Below are 20,614 nucleotides of genomic sequence, written 5' to 3' on the forward strand. Positions count from 1 at the left end.
AATGAAAAAGGCTATTAAAAAGATTCTTCTCATAGGATTTATACTTTTTCTACTGATTCAGATCTACCAGCCTGCCCGAAATATAGATAAAGGGCAGGCTCAGTCTGACGGTTTTGCCAACTTCTACAAGGCTCCAACTAAGATTCAGAATATATTAAAAAATTCTTGTTATGATTGCCATAGTAATAATACCAATTACCCGGCTTATTCTTATATTCAGCCTGCAAGATATTTTATGGAAAAACATATTAAAGAAGGAAAAGAAGAGCTGAATTTTAATGAATGGAAAAATTATAGTGTCCGTAAGCAACGTAACAAACTAAACGGGATTATTGAACAAGTAAAAGAAGACAAAATGCCGCTTGATTCTTATACACTTCTCCATAAAAATGCAAAACTATCAGACCAACAAAAAGTTGAAATGATAAATTGGTTGAATGTAATACAAAAACAACAAAATGATAGATAAATTTATTTTTAATAAAATAACAAATAATATGCTTAAAACTAAATATATAGTTCTCGGAGTTTTGTTTTCTTTTTTCTTTGCGAAAGCACAAGAAATGAAAATGGAAAAGAAGGGAACGGTTACTCACCAGGATCATTCTGCGCACAATGCTCAGAATGAGCAAATGAAGAGGTCTGAAAACAAAAAAGTACTTCCTTTTCCTGAAAAAAAGTTAACAGGCGGTAAAACAGTAACGTATCATCTGTATGTAAAAGATACATTGGTGAATTTCACCGGAAAAGTGAAAAGAGCGATTGCAGTTAATGGACAAATTCCGATGCCTACGCTTACATTTACGGAAGGCGATACTGCGGAGATCATCGTGCATAACCTTATGGATGAAGAAACTTCTCTGCATTGGCACGGGTTGATGTTGCCCAACAAAGAAGACGGTGTTCCTATGCTTACTCAAATGGGAATTAAGCCACATTCAACCTATACTTATAAATTTCCAATTATTCAGCACGGAACGCATTGGTATCACTCTCATTCAGGTTTGCAGGAGCAGATAGGAATGTATGGATCGATGATTTTGAAAAAGAGAGATGATGATCCTACTTTTAGAAAAGGAATTGATGATATTCCTGCAATTCCGTTGATTTTAAGTGAATGGACAGATTTGAATCCTAATAACGTTCACAGAATGCTTCATAATGCCAATGATTGGTTTGCAATAAAGAAAAACAGTACGCAGAGCTATTGGGAAGCAATCAAAGAAGGGCATTTTGGGACTAAAGTTACCAACGAATGGAAACGTATGCTTGCTATGGATGTAAGCGATATTTATTACGATAAATTTTTAATTAATGGTACATCTGAACAACAGTTATCTCAATTTAAAGCAGGAGACCGGGTGAGGTTTCGTATTTCCAACGGAGGAGCTTCTTCTTATTTTTGGATTAATTACGCAGGCGGAAAAATTGAAGTTGTAGCAAACGATGGTAATGATGTAGAACCATTGATGGTAGACAGACTTATTATAGGTGTTTCTGAAACGTATGATATTGTGGTGACAATTCCCGAAAAAAATACTTCTTATGAGCTTTTAGTAACTCCAGAAGATAGAACAAAATCGGTTTCAATTTATGTAGGAGAAGGCATCAAGCAACTTCATGCTCCGCTTCCTAAGCTTAAATATTTTGAAGGAATGAAAATGATGAACGATATGATGAAGATGAATGGCGATATGAAAGACATGGGAATGGCAATGAGTCTTCAAAAAATGGATATGAATGCAGTGATGTATCCTGAAATCACAGGAGAGAAAACAAAAGATTCTCAAAAAATGGAAATGAATAAAGATGCGAACATGGACCATTCTTCACACGGTGCAGAGAATAATGATATTGTAACCTTAAATTACAATATGCTAAAATCCCCGTATGATACTTCTTTGCCGAAAAAAGATTCTATAAAAAACATTACCCTTACCCTTACAGGAAATATGAACCGGTATGTATGGAGTATGGATAATAAGGTGCTTTCCGAAGTTGATAAAATACAGGTGAAAAAAGGAGAAATATTAAGAATAAAATTGATCAATAATTCTATGATGAGACATCCCATGCACCTTCATGGTTTTGATTTCCGTGTTCTGAATGAAAATGGCTCTCAAGCTCCGTTGAAAAATGTATTGGATATCATGCCAATGGAAACGGATATTATAGAATTTGCAGCCAATACTGAGGGAGACTGGTTTTTCCACTGTCATATCTTGTATCACATGATGGCAGGAATGAACAGAGTTGTTGCGGTAGGTGATTACAAAAATCCAGAACTTCCGGATAAAGAAAAAGCATATAAAATGCTTCAAAATGAAAGTAATGAGTGGCATCTTATGGCAGAAAATGACTTTGCAACCAATGGAAATGACGGGCAAGCAATGTTACAAAATGCAAGATGGAGCATTGGTACAGAATGGAGATTAGGATACAACAATATGCACGGTTATGAAACAGAAACACACGTTGGTCGTTATATTGGCAAAATGCAGTGGTTAATGCCTTTTATTGGCTTCGATTGGAGATACAGAGATTCACATGGTTCTGGTGAATTAGAAAAAAATCTTTTCGGACAAAAAAATAAAAAAGACCAAAGAGCAACACTTAGCGCAGGGGTTTTGTACACACTACCAATGTTGATCGACTTTCAGGCAGAAGTTTTCACAGACGGAATTGTTAGGTTGCAATTAAGAAGAGAAGATATTCCTCTTACCCGAAGATTGCGCGGTGCTTTTTCTGTAAATACCGATAAAGAATATATGTTGGACTTAAAATATATCGTTACCCGAAATGCATCCTTATCTACCCACTATGATAGCGATATGGGCTTTGGAGCAGGAATTACATTGGTTTATTGAATCAATTATCGTCAAATTTAAAAGGAGTTTTCTTTATACTGATAATTCGGGACAGAATATTTTGTCCTGAATTATTTTTTTTGCTAAATAAGTGCTGTAAATCATTTACTTATTCAGAAAAAATAATTATTTTTACAAAAAACACACAATGCTGATTAAAATATATGGAAGTTCCATTTTCGGCGTATCTGCACAAACTATAACCATTGAAGTCAACGTTGATACAGGAGGAGTAGGTTATCATTTGGTAGGTCTTCCCGATAATGCAATTAAAGAAAGCAGCTACAGAATTTCTGCGGCACTCAAAAATTGCGGTTACAAAATTCCCGGAAAAAAAGTTACGATTAATATGGCGCCTGCAGATTTACGGAAAGAAGGCGCAGCTTATGATTTGAGTATCGCTATCGGAATTCTAGTTGCCTCTGACCAAATTCTTGGTGAAAATGTACAAGATTATATCATCATGGGTGAGCTTTCACTTGATGGAAGTTTGCAGCCGATAAAGGGTGTTCTCCCAATTGCCATTCAGGCTCGTGAAGAAGGGTTTAAAGGAATTGTTTTACCGAAACAAAACACCAGAGAAGCAGCCATTGTCAATAACCTAGATGTTTATGGCGTTGAAAATATCAAAGAAGTTATCGATTTTTTTAATGAAGGAAAACCTCTTGAAAAAGTGGTTTTAGATACTCGAAAAGAATTTCAGGAAAAGATTAATAATTTTCCGTTCGATTTTTCTGAAGTAAAATGTCAATTACAAAAGTAAATGATAATTTACAATTCAATATGATAAAATAATACTTAAGCCTGATAATATTAGACTTAAGTATTATTTAAAGATTTCGATTATATAGAATCTTTAATCGTTCTAAAGTTAGTTAAGGCACTTTCGAGATTCTCAATAATATCATCAATCAATACTTCAGGATCGGGAAGATTATCCAAGTCAATTAGATTATCATCTTTAAGCCAAAAAATATCTAAGTTTGTTTTATCTCTTTCGATAATGTCATCATAAGAATATTTACGCCAACGGCCGCTTTCATTTTCTTTATTCCATGTCTCTACTCTTTCTGATATATTATCAGCTTTGTAGCATTTTATAAAATCTTCTAAATGCTCAGATTTTAATGGGTTCTTTTTAGGAGTGTGCCTAATATTTGTTCGGTAGTCATAAATCCACACTTCTTTAGTTGCTGGAGTATTAGATTTAAATTCCTTTTGGAAAAATAATACATTTGATTTCACACCTTGAGCATAGAAAATACCTGTCGGTAGCCTAAGTACTGTATGTAAATTTGTCTTTTCAAGAAGTTTTTTCCGAATTGTTTCCCCTGCGCCTCCTTCAAACAATACATTATCAGGTAATACAACAGCTGCTCTTCCATTCTCTTTCAACATTGTTACTATATGTTGTAAAAATGAAAGTTGTTTATTACTTGTTGTTACCCAAAAATCCTTTCTTAAGAAATAACCATCCTTTTCAGCTTGTCTCTTATCTGTAGTTGGTATATCACTACTACTTATTCCAAAGGGGGGGTTCGCGAGTATTATGTCAACTTTTTCTGCTTCAAAAACCTCTCCATTAGCTCTCTTCAAACTGTCAGTAGTCTCTATTTCAGGTGTTTCCTTTAAATCTCCTACTCCATGTAGAAAAAGGTTCATTAAACAAAGTCGAGCTGTTGCTTTTTCAATTTCCCATCCTTTGAATGTGTGAAATTTTAAAAACTCTTGCTGGGGCTTAGTTAATATAGTTTTTCTTAAATGATTAAGAACACCCAAAAAGAAACCGCCTGTGCCACAGGATGGGTCAGCAACCGTTTCTTGGGGTTTAGGTTGTATGCAAGAAACCATTACATTAATTACTGATCTTGGTGTAAAATATTGCCCCGCCCCACTGTTTTCAGCATTTTTTTGTAGTAGGGATTCATAAATTTCACCTTTAACATCTATTTCCTGTGAAGTCCAGTCTTCTTCATCAATTAAGTTTATTAACTTTTTTAGCTTAACGGAATCATGTATTTTGTTTAATGCGCCTACAAATATTTTGCTAAGCATTCCGCCTGAATTTGAAAGTTTTTTTAAGATTGATTCATATGTTTCTATTATTTGATTGGACGATTTTAATTCTTGCCAGTCACAGCCCTTAGGAATCTGATATTGGTTTTTGTTTTCATCTGCCATTTTAAGAAAAAGCAAGTATGTAAGCTGTTCCAAATAATCTCCATACCCTAATCCGTCATCACGAAGGGTATCACAAAATGACCAAATTTTTGCTACTAATATGTTTGTAGATGCCATATTTTTATTCTTCAAGTAATTTATATGCCCAATCTTCCCCAGATGCTCTTAAACAAGACCTAACTGTAGAGGTTAATTCTTGTTTAGGTGAAAGCATGGCTCTCAATTTATTTTTTTCAGATTCTTTTTTATTTTTATTTTGGTTAGTTGGTTCATTGTTGAATATTGAATTTAATCTATTTACTTCTTTTATAATAATTGTTGTTTCTTGCCATTTTAATCTCCGGGCTTCTTGTAAATCAGGGTAATTTAAATCTAAATACTCAATAGTATATTTTGCTCTTTCATAATCCCATTTTTCCAATGCTTCAGGTGCCGATGGCTTAATCGTTCCATTATTGTCAAAATTTAAAAGCTTAACATCTTCTTTCACAGTTGGATCTAAAAAATAATATACTTCGTCAGAAATAGGACCAGGTTGAAGAACCCTATTATATTTTACTGCAAAATGATCTCCCTTTTTAACATTTCCAACACTACCACATAATCGATAATTTGTTATATCAAAGGTTAGCCACCAATATCCATCCTTGAGAGGATTTTTTTTGTCAAATATATCCTCTGATCGTTTTTTAGGTCTGAAGTGATCTATATGGGGATGTGAGTAAACATTTTTAGTTTCGGAATACCAGCATTTTCCATGTGATAGCTTCTTAAGGCTATCTTTCAAAAGCTTCCATATACGATGATTTTTATCAATGATTTGATTTCTTTCTTCAATGCTTACTGCTTCTTCTAGCTTTTGTAATAATATAGCTGCTTTGTCCAACCATTTCTGATTAGGTTTGTCCAACTTAGTATTATCAATGTAAATCATAAATTTTTAGTATTTTGATTTTGCATTTTTTTTGCAATAAATTCGGAGAAATCAGGATCTTTAAAAGTGTAGTTAAACCCTTCGTTACTCAAAATTTCAAAAAGCTCTTTAAGCCTTGCCTTATCTTCAACTGTAAGATTACCTTTACTTTCTTTATATAATAATAAGTTTCTCTCTTCTAACAATCTATTTGTTGGTCTATCTAGGGTTGTAGGCATTCCAAATAATGGACTTGTTAAAATACCAGCAACTCCTAAACCTTTAGGACTTATGTCTGGTTCTATTACAGAGGTCTCTAATTTCTCATCTTTTTTGAAAACACGTATTTGTTCTTTTTCTAACCCACCTATTACTAAGGGATCATGCGTACAAAAAATAATTTGAGTTTTATCTGATTTGTTGACAACATCCTTTAAGAATTCAATATATTTCCACTTCCACATTGGATTCAAATGTGTATCCGGTTCATCAAGAAGAATAAGTGCTTCATCATCTTTTGTAAATTTCAGCAAACCAAGCACTGTAATTAATTGCTTTTCGCCTTCACTTAATTCTCCCATCGCCAACTCGCCTTCAACGTGTTCTTTTAGAACTTTTATTCTTACGTCCTCATCTTCTACCAATTCAGAATAGTGAAGACTGCATAAAGCATTAAATAGGGTGATTTTATTTTCATATTTCATTTCGACAAATGCCCTTATAGCATCTTTATCTTTCAGGAAAAGAAAGAGTCTGTTTAGTGTTTCTCTTTTATTTAAAGCTCCCCTTACAGTTTCCTTGTAGAACATTGGCACAATGGAGAAGTTCCACAAATCCTCAATGAACCTACGAACTAAGCCTGCTGTATTCCAAAAATGATCAGATTCTTTGCGAGATTTAGACCAATTTGGTTGCTTCAACATAAAAAGAGCTGAACCAAAATCAACTATGTTGAGTTCTCTTTTTAGAAAATCAATTGTTTCTTTTTCTCTTTCATCAAATAAATAAAATGCAATTAAGGCGAAACAGGCATGGATTGGTTCCACTAGGAAAATACGAGGCATTTCCTTAAAGTCCTCATATTTCGAATTTGGATCCATCATCTTTTTAAATTGTAAAACCTTATGATCTGCATATAAAGATTTCAAGCGTTCACTTAAACCCGAATAATAAACAAAAACATGGCTCGGCAAGTACTCATTTTTATTTTTAAAAAACTGTGTTTTTGATTTCAGTTTTTCTCCATCAATAGAGAATGTATATTCATTTTTTACAGAATAATTGACTTCTATCCTTTTATTACGACAGATATAATTAATGGTGTACTCAAAAGGTTGACTTTGTTTATGTAAGAAAGGGGTTCTTTCTAAATCTAAATCTCTAAAGATTATAACTAAAGCTTCCATAAAATTAGACTTACCAGTAGCATTTAGCCCAAGTAATACGGTTTCCATAGAATTTTCACCAAAATCAAAATGGAAATCTTCTAAATTTTTGAATCTGCCTTTTATATGTATATTATTTATCTTCATCTTTTAAGGTTAAAAGTGATTCTGTCTTTGATTTTACTTCATCTATTTGATGGTAAATTTCTTTTATTTCGTTATAGAATCTTTCAATATCTCCTTCGCTTGTAGATTTTTCCCAAAGTTCTTTCGCTGATATTGGTGAATTGGATTCTTTTAAAATTTCAAGGATAGGTTTCTTTTCTTCCATTTTTTTCTTTTGTTTTGGTTTACTACGATTCAGTTCCTTTAGGTTTTCAAGATATAATTTTTTTTCTATTTGTATATCGTTTAATAAGCTTTCTATAGATTCATTTGAAGTATAATTAACGAGTCTACCCTCAAATGCTTTTTTTAAGATTGAGTGTTTTAAGGCAATAATTTCATTTAAAACATTATCAACATTTTTTTCTAAATTGCTTATTAGAGTAAATTGGTTTTCAATTATTTGAACTATTTGAAATTGTTCTTCTTTACATGGGAGAGCTATGGGAGTTTGTCGAATATTACCCATAGATAAAGATGGTTGAGCAACAGCCTTAGACGTTGCTAGTAATAGTTTTTTACCTCTATGGGATTGATAGAAATACTCTAGGAACTTAGTATTTATTTCATTATACGGCCTAGCCATTGCAATGTTAGGCCCGAGGAAAAAAGATTGATTTTTAGGAATTGTGCCTACATTTCCTAAAGAACCTACAAATACGATTATCAATTCTCCACCTACTAATTTGGATCTTTTTAAAGGTTCTATTGACTCAGCTATTACTTTTGAATATACTGTTTTTTTGAATCCATCTTGTCCAATATTTTCAGCTTTAATTACTGGTAAGTCTCCCTTTTCTGTGTATTTTACATATTCAGTATACTCAAATCCAGCTAGCTTTGTTATGAAAGCTATTAACCCAAGCTGTGTCCATTGCCATTCTTTTGGTAATTTCCACGTCTTAAGCATCTGATCTTCGGTTGGTTTATCTGGAACAATTGGCTTACTTGGTTTAGAAGGTCTTTTACCTTTTTTTTCTTCTTTCCATTTTTTTAGAGATTTTTCCCATTCTAATACCTCTAAGTCGTATTTTGTTTGACGTTCTTTTTTGATGTCATCAATCAGCTGTTTCGAAGAGACATTAATGCTATTTTCCCTACGCCACCTTTCTGTTAGTTTTCCAAAAAATGCTTGATTTAATAACGTTTGTCTATAGATTTTTAAACCTTTGCTAGCCTTCTCTAGTCCTTTTTCCGCTTCATCAAGTTTGCTAAATAGCTCCTCAATTTTAAAAACAATTCTTTCTGTTTCACTCACTGAAGATATTGGAATGTTTATATTTTCTAATGTGATTTTTGAAATAGCTTTAAACACTGAACCTGTTCCAAATTCAATAATTTCATTTTCAATTAATCTCAAATACCATAAAACATATAGGTGTGGGATTTTTCCAAATGTATTTATACTTGCCAGTCCTCTTCCGATACAACAATCTTCTGTTGCAATATTAGTTGCTCCTATTGGAGCTCTAACTGAAATTAGAATATCATTCTTCTTAGCAACTTTTATTGGCTGGGAACAGTATTTGACTACTGTTGGGTATAGTTTTCCGAATTCTGCTTTCCCTTGAAAAAAAGGCAATCCCTCTTTATTATAATTATAGGTATTTGAGGGAGGGGATTGTCCCATATTGATATAAGCGATATCATTCAATTTGACAAGTTCCCAGCTTTCTGGGAGATTATGTTTTTCTAATAATTCTTTCATTTTAAATCTTTTCCAAAAGATTTTGTCTCAACTTATATACTAAATGACTTATCTATACGATAGAAAGTAGCTTTGCTAATTCCCGCTTGTTTACAAGCTTTATCAATTGCAATGTTTTTATTATTGTATAAATGTTTCGCAAATTGATATTTTTCTATACTTGCTAGACTCGCTCCTTTTGGTCTGCCTAATAACTTCTTTCTCTTTCTTGCTCCTTCTAGTCCTGATTTAGTTCTTTCGCTGATTAAATTTCTTTCAAATTCGGCCACGGCTCCAAAAATTTGAATAATAAATTTTCCATTTGCAGATGTTGTATCAAATGCAGGTTCTGTAATACTTTTAAAAAGAATACCTTTTTCATTAAAAGTTTCAATAAGATTGATCATATTTTTAAGTGATCTAAAAATTCGATCTGTTTTGTATACCATTATTATATCGTCCTTACGTAAATAGGACAACATTTCGTTGAGACCGTTCCTATCCTCGCGAACACCACTTGCAATATCTGTGAAAATCTTGTCACAACCTTTTTCTTTTAATATTTCAATTTGCGTGGTAATATTTTGATCAGAAGTAGAAACTCTTGCATATCCTACAATCATAATTTAGTATCAAAAATGGTTTATTTACAAAACTAATAAATAATACGGTTAATGATACTAATTTCTTTTACAAATTTTAAATAAATATGTAGTTTCATAAAACGAACGTTTTTTGTTACTTCTCATTTATTCTATATTCTCCCGTAAATTCATAACCATTACAAACTTTAATTTTAGATAATTTTTTTGATATAAAAACTATACTACATGATAATAATTACTTTTGAATCAAGTACCTGTAACCGACAAAGAAATGCAGGATAATTATTATAGTGTCATTGAAGAAGCTAAAAAAATTGTAAGTTAAAAATTTTTATTAATACCTAACACTATATGGCGTGGCAACAGTCTTTGTGTGTATAAACTCTCACTTATATTATTTATTGAGTATCTCTGAATACTGTTTGAATTTAAAAGATTATTGCCCTGAATAAAAATACTCATATTATACTTCTTTAAAGTATAGTTCGCTTTAATATCCCAAAACTGAGTAGTTTTCTGAGCTGTATTTCCGAATTTATAATATTCTATAAGTGATTCTATTCTAAACTGCGTGTTTAAATTAAAATAAAGATTAACAAAACCTTTTTGGTCTATGTATTTGTTAGAATTTACTTCCGAAGAAATAGTATTGAATGCCCATTCATAACCGCATTCATAGTTAATAAATTTTGTCCAGCCTGATTTCATTTCAAAACCTACCTTCCAATTGATAAATTTAGTTTTTATTAAAGGTTGATTATTTACACTATTTTCATAGTCAGACTGCATATAAGAGCTTAAAATACTCAATCTTGATCTTATAATTTTTAAGTATTTTCTTAATTCTAAGTCTGCAGATAAATTGCTATTATTTTTCACCAAAATTGTTTGATTAAAAGTGTAATTAGGATTTACAATCATATTATTAGACAAATAATCTTCACTTTTAAAAAAATTAATATTGAAATTAAGATATTGAGACATTTGCTCTCCCACGTTGTAACTAAATCCTAAATTATAATCTGGTAAAACAGCAAAATTTATATTACTCTGTTTAAAGTTTCTGTTTCCCTGATAGATATAATTAGTATAAACATCGTTGATACTGACTGTAGAAAATTTTCTTCCCACATTCAAATTAAAATTTCCTATTTTTCTGTTTTGATAACCAATATTTGCTAACGGAGAAATATAGAAACCATTTTGCTTATTTTTATTTAAATCAGAATGAATCATTTGATTTAATATTGTAAAACCATAGCTCCAATTTTTTCCTTTTTTGTCATATTTAATCTGAGCAAAAACATTATTCTGAATATAGTCTGTAAAATTAATAAACTCAGATTTATCAAAAATTATCGCTTCGTTATTTAAATTAAAAATATGAAGGTCTGAGCTTAAAAAATCTTTTCTGAACTCGTTTCCTAACTGTAATTCTAATCTGTGCTCTTCTGCATACTTTTTAAGATAAGAAAGTTTTAATCCTCCAAAATTCATTTTAGAATCAATAGTCTGATTTATTTTTTGAGCATCAGGATTGTTTAGTATTTGAGAAAAAACATCATTTTCATCAGTAAAATCATATGGGCGGTTTTGAAAAATATATCGTGCTACTGCGACTAAAGCTTTAGAAGAATCTATTTTTTTGGTGTAAGTCAATCTATTTTCGTTGGCAAAAAGTTCATTCTTTCCAATTTGATTATTCAACTGTTCATTAAAAAGAAAAATATTATTATTATTTTCATTTAAGGATGAAACTTTATTATAGAATTGCAAGTTTGAGTTATTTTTAAAATCTTTTGAAAGTTCTAGCTTCCCAACAATATTTCTGTTATTCTGCTTCCACGTTTTATCCTCAGTATTAATAAAATCTAAACCGTTAAAATTAAATTTATAAAAAGAATTGATATAGTTTTTATTTTCTATTTCATTAAAAATAGTTACAAACTTTAATTTCCAATCGGTTTTAAAGTTATAAATATAATTGAGTGAAACTAACTTATCATTGTTAAAATTAGTGCGCTTATCATCAAACTGAAAGTTTTTTTGATGAAGATTAATTATTGATAGTGTATTAATATTGGTTCCAACATTTTCAACATCATTATCTGAGCTTGGACTGATTAAATATTCTACACCCTTCATTTCATTTAAGCCCAAATTATTGGCATTCAAAAGAAAATAGATTTTTTGTCTCTTTGTAAAGTTCATCAGGTTAATTTTTCCCTGTCGCATATCCTCCTTATAACTTGTGGAAGCTAATAAAATATTTCCAAACCACTTACCTTTGGCATCTTCTTTTAAAGTAAGATTAAGGGCAATACTTTCTGAAGCTTCAATATTTTTGAGAAGCTTATTTTTTGAATAATTTTTAAGAACCTGAACTTTATCTAAAGGTTTGGAAGGCATATTTTGAGTAAGTGTCTGATAACCTCTTTCAAAAAGATCATCATTTTCTATCATCACTCTGGAAACTTCTTTATTTCCGAATTTTATTTTACCATCACTAAGAACAGTAATTCCCGGAAGTTTTTTTAAAAGATCTTCTACGTTTTGCTCTGTTCCGTTAGAAAAATTTTTAGCAGAATACTCTATAGTGTCTTTCTTTATTTTGATCGGCGAAGTTCTGCTAATCACGACTTCTTTTATTTCTTTTACTTTATCGGTTTCAAGAATGATTGTTTTAAAATCTTTATTTTCACCTCTTTTGATAATAGAAACAGGAATTTTTTTGGAAATGTAACCCATAGCAGAAATCTGCAAATTGAAACTTCCAAATTTGTCTGTATTAAGCAAAAAACTTCCGTCTTTATTACTAAAGACGAAAGTTATAATGTTATCATGTGAATCGGTAAGAATCACATTGGCTTGTGAAACCGTTTGTTTATTTTCTGACCATACTAAACCTTTTATCTCTGTTTGAGCAAAGATTTTAAGAAATAGTATGGTGAATAATAAACATAAGTACTTCATTAAGGTTTTTTAGACTCCTCCCATTCGAAAGATTTTTCTATCTTAAAGTCTCTTTCTTTGGAAGAGCTTACTACTATTGTTCCAGCTGGTCTATTTGCTTCAACTTTTGACTTAATATCCCTTAAGTAGTTATTTTCAATATTTATATATTCTTTATAATCAATGTATCCAGACTTTTCTTTAGGAAATGAGAAAAGAAGTTTAGAATTAATATCAATTTTCTGTGGAAAATTTAATACTATCTTAGAAGCTTCATAGGTAAACAAGTTATCTTTATCTGAAACTTTTAAAATTATACCAGGTAATCCTCTAAACTTTAAAGGACCTAAATCAATTGGCAAATCGGTTGTAAAGTAAGCAATAAAATTTCTTCCCCTAAATTTTCCTAAAGCCTTATGACATTTATATCCTAAAATTATCTCCTCGTCTTTTTGAATAATATTCCAATCAATTTTTTGATAGTTGTCTAACGTAAAGAGAATATCCTTAGTAAAAGAATTATCTTTTATATAAAATTTTTTCTCATCCAGTGAATTTTTTATAATCTGGCTGCTTCTAATTTTTTCACTATTTGTTAAAAAATCATTCACATCTTCCAAATTTCCTCTGTAGCTAAAAAAAATAGACCATTTATCTTCAAAAACAAGGATGTTTTTTTCATAAATTTTTTCATTTCCACCTGCGTCATCTATGATTTTATTGTAAACAATAAAATTGTTTTGTGCCTTATAAAAAACACAAAACAAAATCATAATAAATCTAATATATACTGTCATTATAGTTTGCTGGACAATCTCCAAATCCTGTCATCATTCTTTCTACCTTAATTAGTAACCCACCTTCACCGGCTACACTGCAATCACTTCCATAAGCTTCGTATGCTTCTTTTACTGTACCTACGTAATTTCCACAAGTATCATATTGTCTTGTATGTGTAGCAATTGTACAAGAAAATAAAACTCCATTTACATAGTTATAAGTTATAACTTGTCTTTTGTCACCGCTTTCCTTCGTTACAACTTTTGTTTCCATTTTATGTTCAGAAACATTAGGTACTGAATTATTTGCTAAAGCAATTCCTGAAATTCCAGCTGTTAAAAACAGCGCTAAAATAATTTTTTTCATAGATTAATATTTAATGTTAAGTGACAAATATAAAATTAAAATTGAAATAACTCTCATTAATTGTGAAAAAAAAATAATTATGTTAAGTGCTGATAAATAATTATTTAACATAATGTAATAACTCATCATGTGTTTAGATTGTTTTACAAAACTATCTTTCTCGTGATATTTTTCTCCACTCCCAAGGACTAATCGGTTTTGCATCTATCCAAAGTCCTAGTTTTTTATTTTCGGCTTCTTTTTGCATAGTCCCAAGGCTCTCACTTTTAGAAAAATAAAAATACCACCAACCAAAACCATTTTTAATTATTTCTTCAGATAAGTACTTCTCATTGTCATAATATATTTTAGCAATAGTTCTTCCATATCTATCAATGTCAGTTGGAAAATAAGTAATAAATTTTCCAAAGACTTCATTGCTTGTAAATTGTTTGGAGTTCTTTCCAAAAGGTTGTCCGTTTTCTGGACAATCAACTTCAGCCAATCTTAACGTTTTTTGTTGGTCTCCATCAAGTAGAACAACAATGGTATCACCATCCTTTACTCCAACAACCTTTGCCTTGATTTGCGAAAAAAGAAAAGCTGGAAAAGAAAGAATTATTAGAAAAACAATTCTATTTAATATCATCTTCTTTTGTATTTTTATTAAAAATACATAAATGTTACCAGAATTTAAAAACTTTCATAGAAAAATAAAGATTCCAAAAGAAATTTTTGATCAAGTTGATAATCCCGCTACTTATTGGGTAGTGACATGGCTAGGTCATAGCTACTGGAAAGATGATAGAATTCAAAGAGAGGTAATTATTACGAATATAGATAATGTACATTACTATTTTAGTGGTAAAGAAAGGCAATACAAAGTATTCGTTCTAGAAGAACAAACATTTACTATCCAATTGGGAACATACTTTAAATACAATGGGAGATTTTTAAAAAATCCCCAATACCTGGAAAGTAGTAAAGCGATAGAAAAATTTGAAAATGTTGTTTTCAATCCAAAAGCAGATTACCAGACTAATTGGGTGTATAAACATTTACAAAATACTTATATGCCTCCTTATTATAACGAAGATGACAAAATATACTCAGGAGCACCTTACTACAGTAGTGTTCACAATGGTACAACGATTATTGTACCGGGACATGTCATTTTATCTTACTTTTATTATTTATCTACTCTTACAATTTATAACATTATTTACGGTGTTTATTTTGCGGGGCTACAGCCAATATCAAGTTTTGACAAAAACGGGATACCTATTATTAAATACGATTCCGAATATTTAAGATATGATGAAGCCAAGAATATAGCAAAGTTTATGTTGATTAAAGAGGGGTTTAATTCTTTAGCTCATATCAAGGCTGATTTTTATGTTGCATTGGAAAAATGTAAACCGGATAATCGAAAGGCTTATTTAGCTTCTAGAATTCCACATAGTGATGACGTAAACCTAACATTGATTGGGAAAAAGATATCGGCAAATAAATTTTTAGCTTTTTCTATCGAAGACTTTAGTCTGAAATCTGGGGAAGGCATTTTCAAATATGATAATTTTCTATTAAAAGATATTTCGGACAAATCATCATTAAATGAAGACTCCGAAGACAAGAATCCAACAACTGGTCAGGTTGATAATTTTGACGAGGATGCTGATTCAACTACAAATCCAACCAATCATAACTTGAATCCTCTGAATGTTTCTGTTAATGACTCTAGAAAAAGATTTTATCAATCACCCAATGTGAAAAAGCTTGAAAAGGAGAGTCAATTAAATCATTTTCAAATGACTCAAGTGCAAATTAACGAAATTGCAGAAGTTTCAGAATTAATAAAAGAACATAGTAGTAAAGATAAAGTTTCTAGAATTAATTTTATCAGTCAAAATACGGTTGACTATATACAGGTTATTTTTGATGCTATTAATATTTTAAAAAGTGAAGGAGCTGAAACTGAATATTTAATGATTGAGCGTTCAGATTTTGAAAATGTGAGTTATCCGCCAGTTAAAATTAAGCAAGTAGGAACACTCATTTTAGCATCTATTCTTATTAATGATTATAATTACTGTTTGATTTCAACAGTCGGCAACTATGGAAGAATGGGGCTTGTCAGACATTCTGTTAAAGGACTTAGATTCGTGTTAAATAGAGATCCTATACTCGAAACATGTTTAATAAAGATGATAAATGAATACCAATTAAATTGGTCTGAAATAAAAACAGCACAGCAACTAACGAATATTTTTCAAGGTATGGGTGTTGTTCTAGTTCATTCATTTAATCATAAAATTATCGAAAATGACCACAATAAAAGTGTTAAAAACCTTGTTGAGAGACTTAAAGAACATCTATAGATTAAACTTTTGATACACCCAAAAGGGTAGTCTGTTTTCGGGGTCGATATAACTTTTTGTGATTTGATAAAATTTTAGTTCTTCGTAGGTTGGATTGGACTGAAGAAATTGATTTACAACAGGCAAAATTTTTCTTCGGTACTCTACTGACCAATAATGAATATGGGCTTTGTTTGGCTCTATCTCCAATTTATGTATATCAAGAATATAATTTCTAAAATTATTTTTTTGACGTGAAGAGCCAAGTAATAATGAGAAATGAAGTAGAGTCTCAATATAATGAAATGAGTAATTGCAAAAAGTGTTAAACCCGTTTTTTATACTACCATTAATAAACTTTTGATAGATAATTTCGCTGGAGGTAGCTTTTACTAAATCACTATCGACTGAAAGATTTTGCTTGCATTTGAAGCATTGATTTAGGAATAGTTTCTCAACAGTAGATGTATTACTCGAAGTATAAATTTTGATGAAGTTTATTGGGGATTTGCAATGTGGACATTGATCTTTAAGCTGGACGTAACATCTTAAACAAATGACTGAGGTGACCAACCTCCATTTAATTTTATAATAAAGTTGGTGCTTTAAGCATGAAGGACAATATTGAATTCCAGTATTAATCCCAATTTTTCGATTTGAAACACCCAAAGGGAGTACGTTTGAAATATAGCTCTTTTTTTCTTGAAAGTCTTTAAATGCAAACAGATTCAAGTCGTTTAAAAATAGTCTTCTAACTTTATTTTTTGGAAATGAAGTATGGTTAATTATAAAATTGATTAGATGATTGTTTTCGAACAAGTCTAAATCTCTTCTTAGCGGTGGTGCTTTATCTTCGAGATAATTCTGCAAAAAAGTATGTGGCTTTAATCCATATTCAACCGACATTCTACAAAGCCATGACGTGAACAATTCATCATACTTGGGCTTAAGTATAATTGGAAGAACATTCTTTTTTAGAGATGGAATGTAAACCATTAAGAAATGAATTTTTTCTTTCTGTCTTCGGGAGAAATATAATCAATGTTATTTAAAATCTCTTTTGTTATTTTTTCCTTACCGCTTTTGATTGCTTCAATACTACTTAATTCAAGTATTTTGGCAATTTCTCCTATGAGTCCTTCACTCAATGAGAGTATCTTATTTGACATGGAGGGTTCTATCAAAAGAGATTCTTCTTTTAGTGGAAGTAAAGCTTCGAAACTCACGAGTAACCTTTTTAATTCAATATCATTATTCCATCGAGGTAAAACTCTTGGATCAAATCTATTGGCCAGTTGTTGATCAGATTGTATTGCATTGAAAGCTAATTTTGTTCCCGCGCAAACCAACGAGATCTGCAGATCATTTGATAAATGCTTAATCACATTCAAAAATTTTCTTTGCTTAGATGGAGAGCCTGCTAAAACGTGATGTATTTCATCAATTATTAAAACTTTAGTTTTAAGGTTAAGTAATAGTTTCTTAACTCTTAAATATCTACTATCTAATTTTTCTGATGTTCGATATGGCGCATAGAGGACTTCCAAAATGGCATTATAAAACCGTCGTTCATCAGGTTCGGGAGGAGCCTGTACTAGAACAACAGGGCTAATAACCCTTACATCTTCGTCAACATAGGATAAATTTTTCTGTTTAAACTTATCGAGAATTGCTGTTTTGCCATTATTTGAATCTCCTACAAGTAAAAGATTGGGCATCCGGACAGTTTTCGGATAGATCAACAGCTCTTCCAATTTATTCATAATTTTGGAAGCTTGGGTGTACCCAATCCATTTGCTGTTTCTGCAAGAATGAATCCTGTCTTCAATTGTAGCTGACTCTACAAATTTTTTTGTTTTATCTGTTAAATGTTTCATCGTCCAAGTCTTCAAAAGGTAAAATAATTTCAACGCTTCCACTCTGAGAGTCAATCGAATTCTCATGAATTTCAGAAAACGAATTACTTATTAAATCACCATCTTTTTTAATGTTTCTCCTTTTTATGGCAGTTTGTTTAACGTTTTTTTGTTCAAGATAATTTAATTCTCGGTAGGCTTCAAAAATTTTTTCTTCAGATACAGAAACATTTGAATCCTTAATTTTTTTGATGATATCACGATACTCCCATATTGACATTGGAGGGTAGGAAGAATTCCGATAAGGAATATCAAAATAGGTATTTGTTTTCGGATCAAGAAAATAAACAACACTTATATCCCTAGGATCTCGTTTAAAAATGTATTTTTTACTTTCATTATTGTTAGTGGTATGAATATATTGTCTTAATACATCATCATAATAGTAAATGTGATCGATAACGATTCCATATTCTTGTACCGATCTTTCGAAGAATGGCATGAAATCAAGTTTTGTTCTGCGGTAATCATTTATTCTTGGAGAAATACCCCTTCCTATTACATTATTATTTCCTAAAATACCTTCTTTGTATTTTTCCAAAGGAGACATTCCCAATGAACTGTGTTTCCGTTGATGATAGATTTTCGTTATATAAATTAATAACCACTTCTCAAACTCGTCAAGAGTAAATGAAGAGTTCTTTTCGGATTGATATTGTTTTCTTTCAGCTTCTGAAGAAAAAGTTGTCCCAGGAAGATTGTGTATTTCTTTTGCAAATGTTCCTAGTATTCGCTCAATATGCCCTCCCCAATGTGGAGTAGCAATGGGTCTGAATTGTAGAGATATCCCATAATTATGGCTTGCTTTTTTTAGCATATTTCCGTGAAACTCCTTTGCATTATCAACATGTATTGTGTGCATAATGCCCCAGCAAGGCCAATCAGCACTAATACCATGTTTTTCGAGCCACAATTCTTTTGGTAATATAGAATTGGCAATACACATTCCAGTTCCTAACGCCCCAGGTGGTTCGAAAGACAAGTAAACCCCAACGACCATTCGGCTATACACATCTAAAGCAACAGTTATCCAAGGCCTTTTATATGGTTTACGGTCAAATCCGTCAACTAAGATAATATCAACCCTTGTATGGTCAATTTGAACAACAGAAAGGGGGTAAGTGGCTTCGTTGTAATGTCCCTTTAGTGGTTCAAACTTGTACCTTGCTTCTTTAACGCCCAATCTCTTTCTTAATTTTTCTTCGTCAGAGATTGATTTTACCCTTGACCGAATAGTATTAGGATGTGGACATGTAATCCCCAACTTGCTACACTCTAATTGAATTTCTCTGATTAGTTTAGTAACCGATTTACGTGATTGATTAAGATAAACAGAATTGATTTTATTGTTAATGATTTCTTCTTGTGCATTAGTTAATCTACTTTTTCCAGCTCCTCCGGTTTTCTTTTTTCCAGCTAACGATGAAACTAAACCAGACTCATCAAAAAGTTTTAACCATCGGTAAATTGTGGGGATGCTGACTTTATTGCTTGTTGCAACTTCGTTTATTGCATCTAAATTTCCTCTGTTAGATAGAATTGGAACGATAATTTCGTAACGTTTTTTAGCTTTTTCCCATTCGACATCGTTAAGTGTCTCTAGTAAATCAGTTTTTATCGAATTCTTTGCGTGCAACTCATGTACAGGTACAGTATGAGGAATATTAGTATATACTTCTTCTATAGTAACGGTATTTATATCTACAATTTTGGTAATAATACATTCTACCTCATTATAGTAAATCTTTTCTCCTTTAGTGATATAAACTCTCTCCATAATTATTTCCAAATTAGCGTGTTCATAGAAAGTTTTTCTTCTTCATTAAAATTAATCAAATAATTACTAATTAAATACCAAACATGAAATAATAATTCTGCTTTACGCTGATCATTTTTTGAGCATTCATCCAAAAGATTATTAACCGTCATTTTTTCGAATCTTGCCAGTGTTTCTAAGATATACTCAATATCACCAAGGTTTGTTTTTACTGGAGGTCTTCTATAATTACTAAGAAATTTAGAATTAAAAAGCTCATCGGAATTTATATCTTCTTCAGTTATGACTCGAAAAGACATATTGTTTCCTGTGCAAAATTCTTTTGCTGCTCGAAATTTTCCTTCCAAAACTTCTTTTTTTTCTAACAAATCCTTTTGGTATTTAACTTCGATAAGCTCTTCAGATCCACCAAAATACTTGACATAAAAATCCGGGGTGTAATATCTTTTTACGCTCCCCTCAAAATACTCAATAGTAATTGGTTGTTCGCAATACATTTCAACGTCTAATCGTCGTTCTAAAATGTAAGTTAAATTTCTCTCTAGCTGGGATTCAAATTCAACAGTGTCATTATTTTTAATGCTTGTTATTTGTCCTGTGAGGCTTAATGAATTTCTCCCAATTTTTCTTGACTTTTTAAAACTAATTATCACCATGTTTTGTTATTTTATGGTGTAGTCTAAT

At 31.2% G+C, this 20,614-nt stretch carries 16 protein-coding genes and 1 pseudogene; 4 read left to right on the plus strand and 13 right to left on the minus strand.

Features of this window, described 5'->3' with window-relative positions:
- Nucleotide 1: 1 nt before the first annotated feature.
- From OEW74_RS01525 to OEW74_RS01535, 3 genes and pseudogenes are all read left to right on the plus strand, one after another.
- On the plus strand, nt 2–469 hold the full coding sequence (locus tag OEW74_RS01525) for a heme-binding domain-containing protein (protein WP_265426806.1): 468 nt from the start codon (nt 2–4) through the stop codon (nt 467–469).
- Nucleotides 470–632: 163 nt separating this feature from the next.
- Entirely contained in the window at nt 633–2,867 is a 2,235-nt protein-coding gene (locus OEW74_RS01530; RefSeq protein ID WP_265426892.1) for a multicopper oxidase domain-containing protein, read from the plus strand.
- Nucleotides 2,868–3,015: 148 nt separating this feature from the next.
- A pseudogene (locus OEW74_RS01535) lies at nt 3,016–3,618 on the plus strand (magnesium chelatase domain-containing protein); the annotation flags it as partial.
- Nucleotides 3,619–3,710: 92 nt separating this feature from the next.
- Here the strand turns inward: OEW74_RS01535 and OEW74_RS01540 are convergent.
- The 9 genes from OEW74_RS01540 to OEW74_RS01580 form a co-directional block, all read right to left on the minus strand.
- Nucleotides 3,711–5,165 (minus strand): type I restriction-modification system subunit M, encoded by a 1,455-nt coding sequence (locus OEW74_RS01540; protein ID WP_265426807.1) that lies wholly within the window; start codon nt 5,163–5,165, stop codon nt 3,711–3,713.
- Nucleotides 5,166–5,169: 4 nt separating this feature from the next.
- Complete coding sequence (locus OEW74_RS01545) at nt 5,170–5,982, minus strand: hypothetical protein (protein ID WP_265426808.1); 813 nt, start codon at nt 5,980–5,982, stop codon at nt 5,170–5,172.
- Nucleotides 5,979–7,493 (minus strand): AAA family ATPase, encoded by a 1,515-nt coding sequence (locus OEW74_RS01550; protein ID WP_265426809.1) that lies wholly within the window; start codon nt 7,491–7,493, stop codon nt 5,979–5,981. The genes OEW74_RS01545 and OEW74_RS01550 overlap by 4 nt, the downstream gene beginning before the upstream one ends.
- Nucleotides 7,480–9,219: a restriction endonuclease subunit S gene (locus OEW74_RS01555; protein WP_265426810.1), complete on the minus strand. Its 1,740-nt coding sequence runs from the start codon at nt 9,217–9,219 to the stop codon at nt 7,480–7,482. The genes OEW74_RS01550 and OEW74_RS01555 overlap by 14 nt, the downstream gene beginning before the upstream one ends.
- 32 nt (nt 9,220–9,251) lie before the next feature.
- Entirely contained in the window at nt 9,252–9,821 is a 570-nt protein-coding gene (locus tag OEW74_RS01560) for a recombinase family protein (RefSeq protein WP_265426811.1), read from the minus strand.
- A 303-nt stretch (nt 9,822–10,124) separates the two neighbouring features.
- Nucleotides 10,125–12,776 (minus strand): beta-sandwich domain-containing protein, encoded by a 2,652-nt coding sequence (locus OEW74_RS01565; RefSeq protein WP_265426812.1) that lies wholly within the window; start codon nt 12,774–12,776, stop codon nt 10,125–10,127.
- The gene (locus OEW74_RS01570; protein ID WP_265426813.1) at nt 12,776–13,552 is read right to left on the minus strand and encodes a GLPGLI family protein; all 777 of its coding nucleotides are present in this window, start codon (nt 13,550–13,552) and stop codon (nt 12,776–12,778) included. The genes OEW74_RS01565 and OEW74_RS01570 overlap by 1 nt, the downstream gene beginning before the upstream one ends.
- On the minus strand, nt 13,536–13,901 hold the full coding sequence (locus tag OEW74_RS01575; protein WP_265426814.1) for a hypothetical protein: 366 nt from the start codon (nt 13,899–13,901) through the stop codon (nt 13,536–13,538). Before OEW74_RS01575 ends, OEW74_RS01570 begins: the two co-directional genes overlap by 17 nt.
- 151 nt (nt 13,902–14,052) lie before the next feature.
- Nucleotides 14,053–14,529 (minus strand): thermonuclease family protein, encoded by a 477-nt coding sequence (locus OEW74_RS01580; protein ID WP_265426815.1) that lies wholly within the window; start codon nt 14,527–14,529, stop codon nt 14,053–14,055.
- A gap of 31 nt (nt 14,530–14,560) precedes the next feature.
- Here OEW74_RS01580 and OEW74_RS01585 point away from each other — a divergent pair, with 31 nt between their 5' ends.
- A complete protein-coding gene (locus tag OEW74_RS01585; RefSeq protein ID WP_265426816.1) occupies nt 14,561–16,258 on the plus strand; it encodes a hypothetical protein in 1,698 nt (565 codons plus the stop codon).
- Here OEW74_RS01585 and OEW74_RS19660 read toward each other — a convergent pair.
- From OEW74_RS19660 to OEW74_RS01600, 4 genes are read right to left on the minus strand one after another with little or no spacing between them, the layout of a single operon-like run.
- Nucleotides 16,253–17,233, minus strand: coding sequence for a TniQ family protein (locus OEW74_RS19660; protein WP_416207894.1), 981 nt, complete (start codon nt 17,231–17,233; stop codon nt 16,253–16,255). The two genes, OEW74_RS01585 and OEW74_RS19660, sit on opposite strands and share 6 nt — an antisense overlap.
- Nucleotides 17,233–18,114 (minus strand): TniB family NTP-binding protein, encoded by an 882-nt coding sequence (locus tag OEW74_RS01590; RefSeq protein WP_265426817.1) that lies wholly within the window; start codon nt 18,112–18,114, stop codon nt 17,233–17,235. The genes OEW74_RS19660 and OEW74_RS01590 overlap by 1 nt, the downstream gene beginning before the upstream one ends.
- Nucleotides 18,095–19,930 (minus strand): Mu transposase C-terminal domain-containing protein, encoded by a 1,836-nt coding sequence (locus tag OEW74_RS01595; RefSeq protein ID WP_265426818.1) that lies wholly within the window; start codon nt 19,928–19,930, stop codon nt 18,095–18,097. Before OEW74_RS01595 ends, OEW74_RS01590 begins: the two co-directional genes overlap by 20 nt.
- Nucleotides 19,931–19,932: 2 nt before the next feature.
- Nucleotides 19,933–20,586: a TnsA endonuclease N-terminal domain-containing protein gene (locus OEW74_RS01600; RefSeq protein WP_265426819.1), complete on the minus strand. Its 654-nt coding sequence runs from the start codon at nt 20,584–20,586 to the stop codon at nt 19,933–19,935.
- Nucleotides 20,587–20,614 lie beyond the last annotated feature (28 nt).

The organism is Chryseobacterium sp. YIM B08800 (assembly GCF_026163565.1).
Lineage (GTDB): Bacteria > Bacteroidota > Bacteroidia > Flavobacteriales > Weeksellaceae > Chryseobacterium.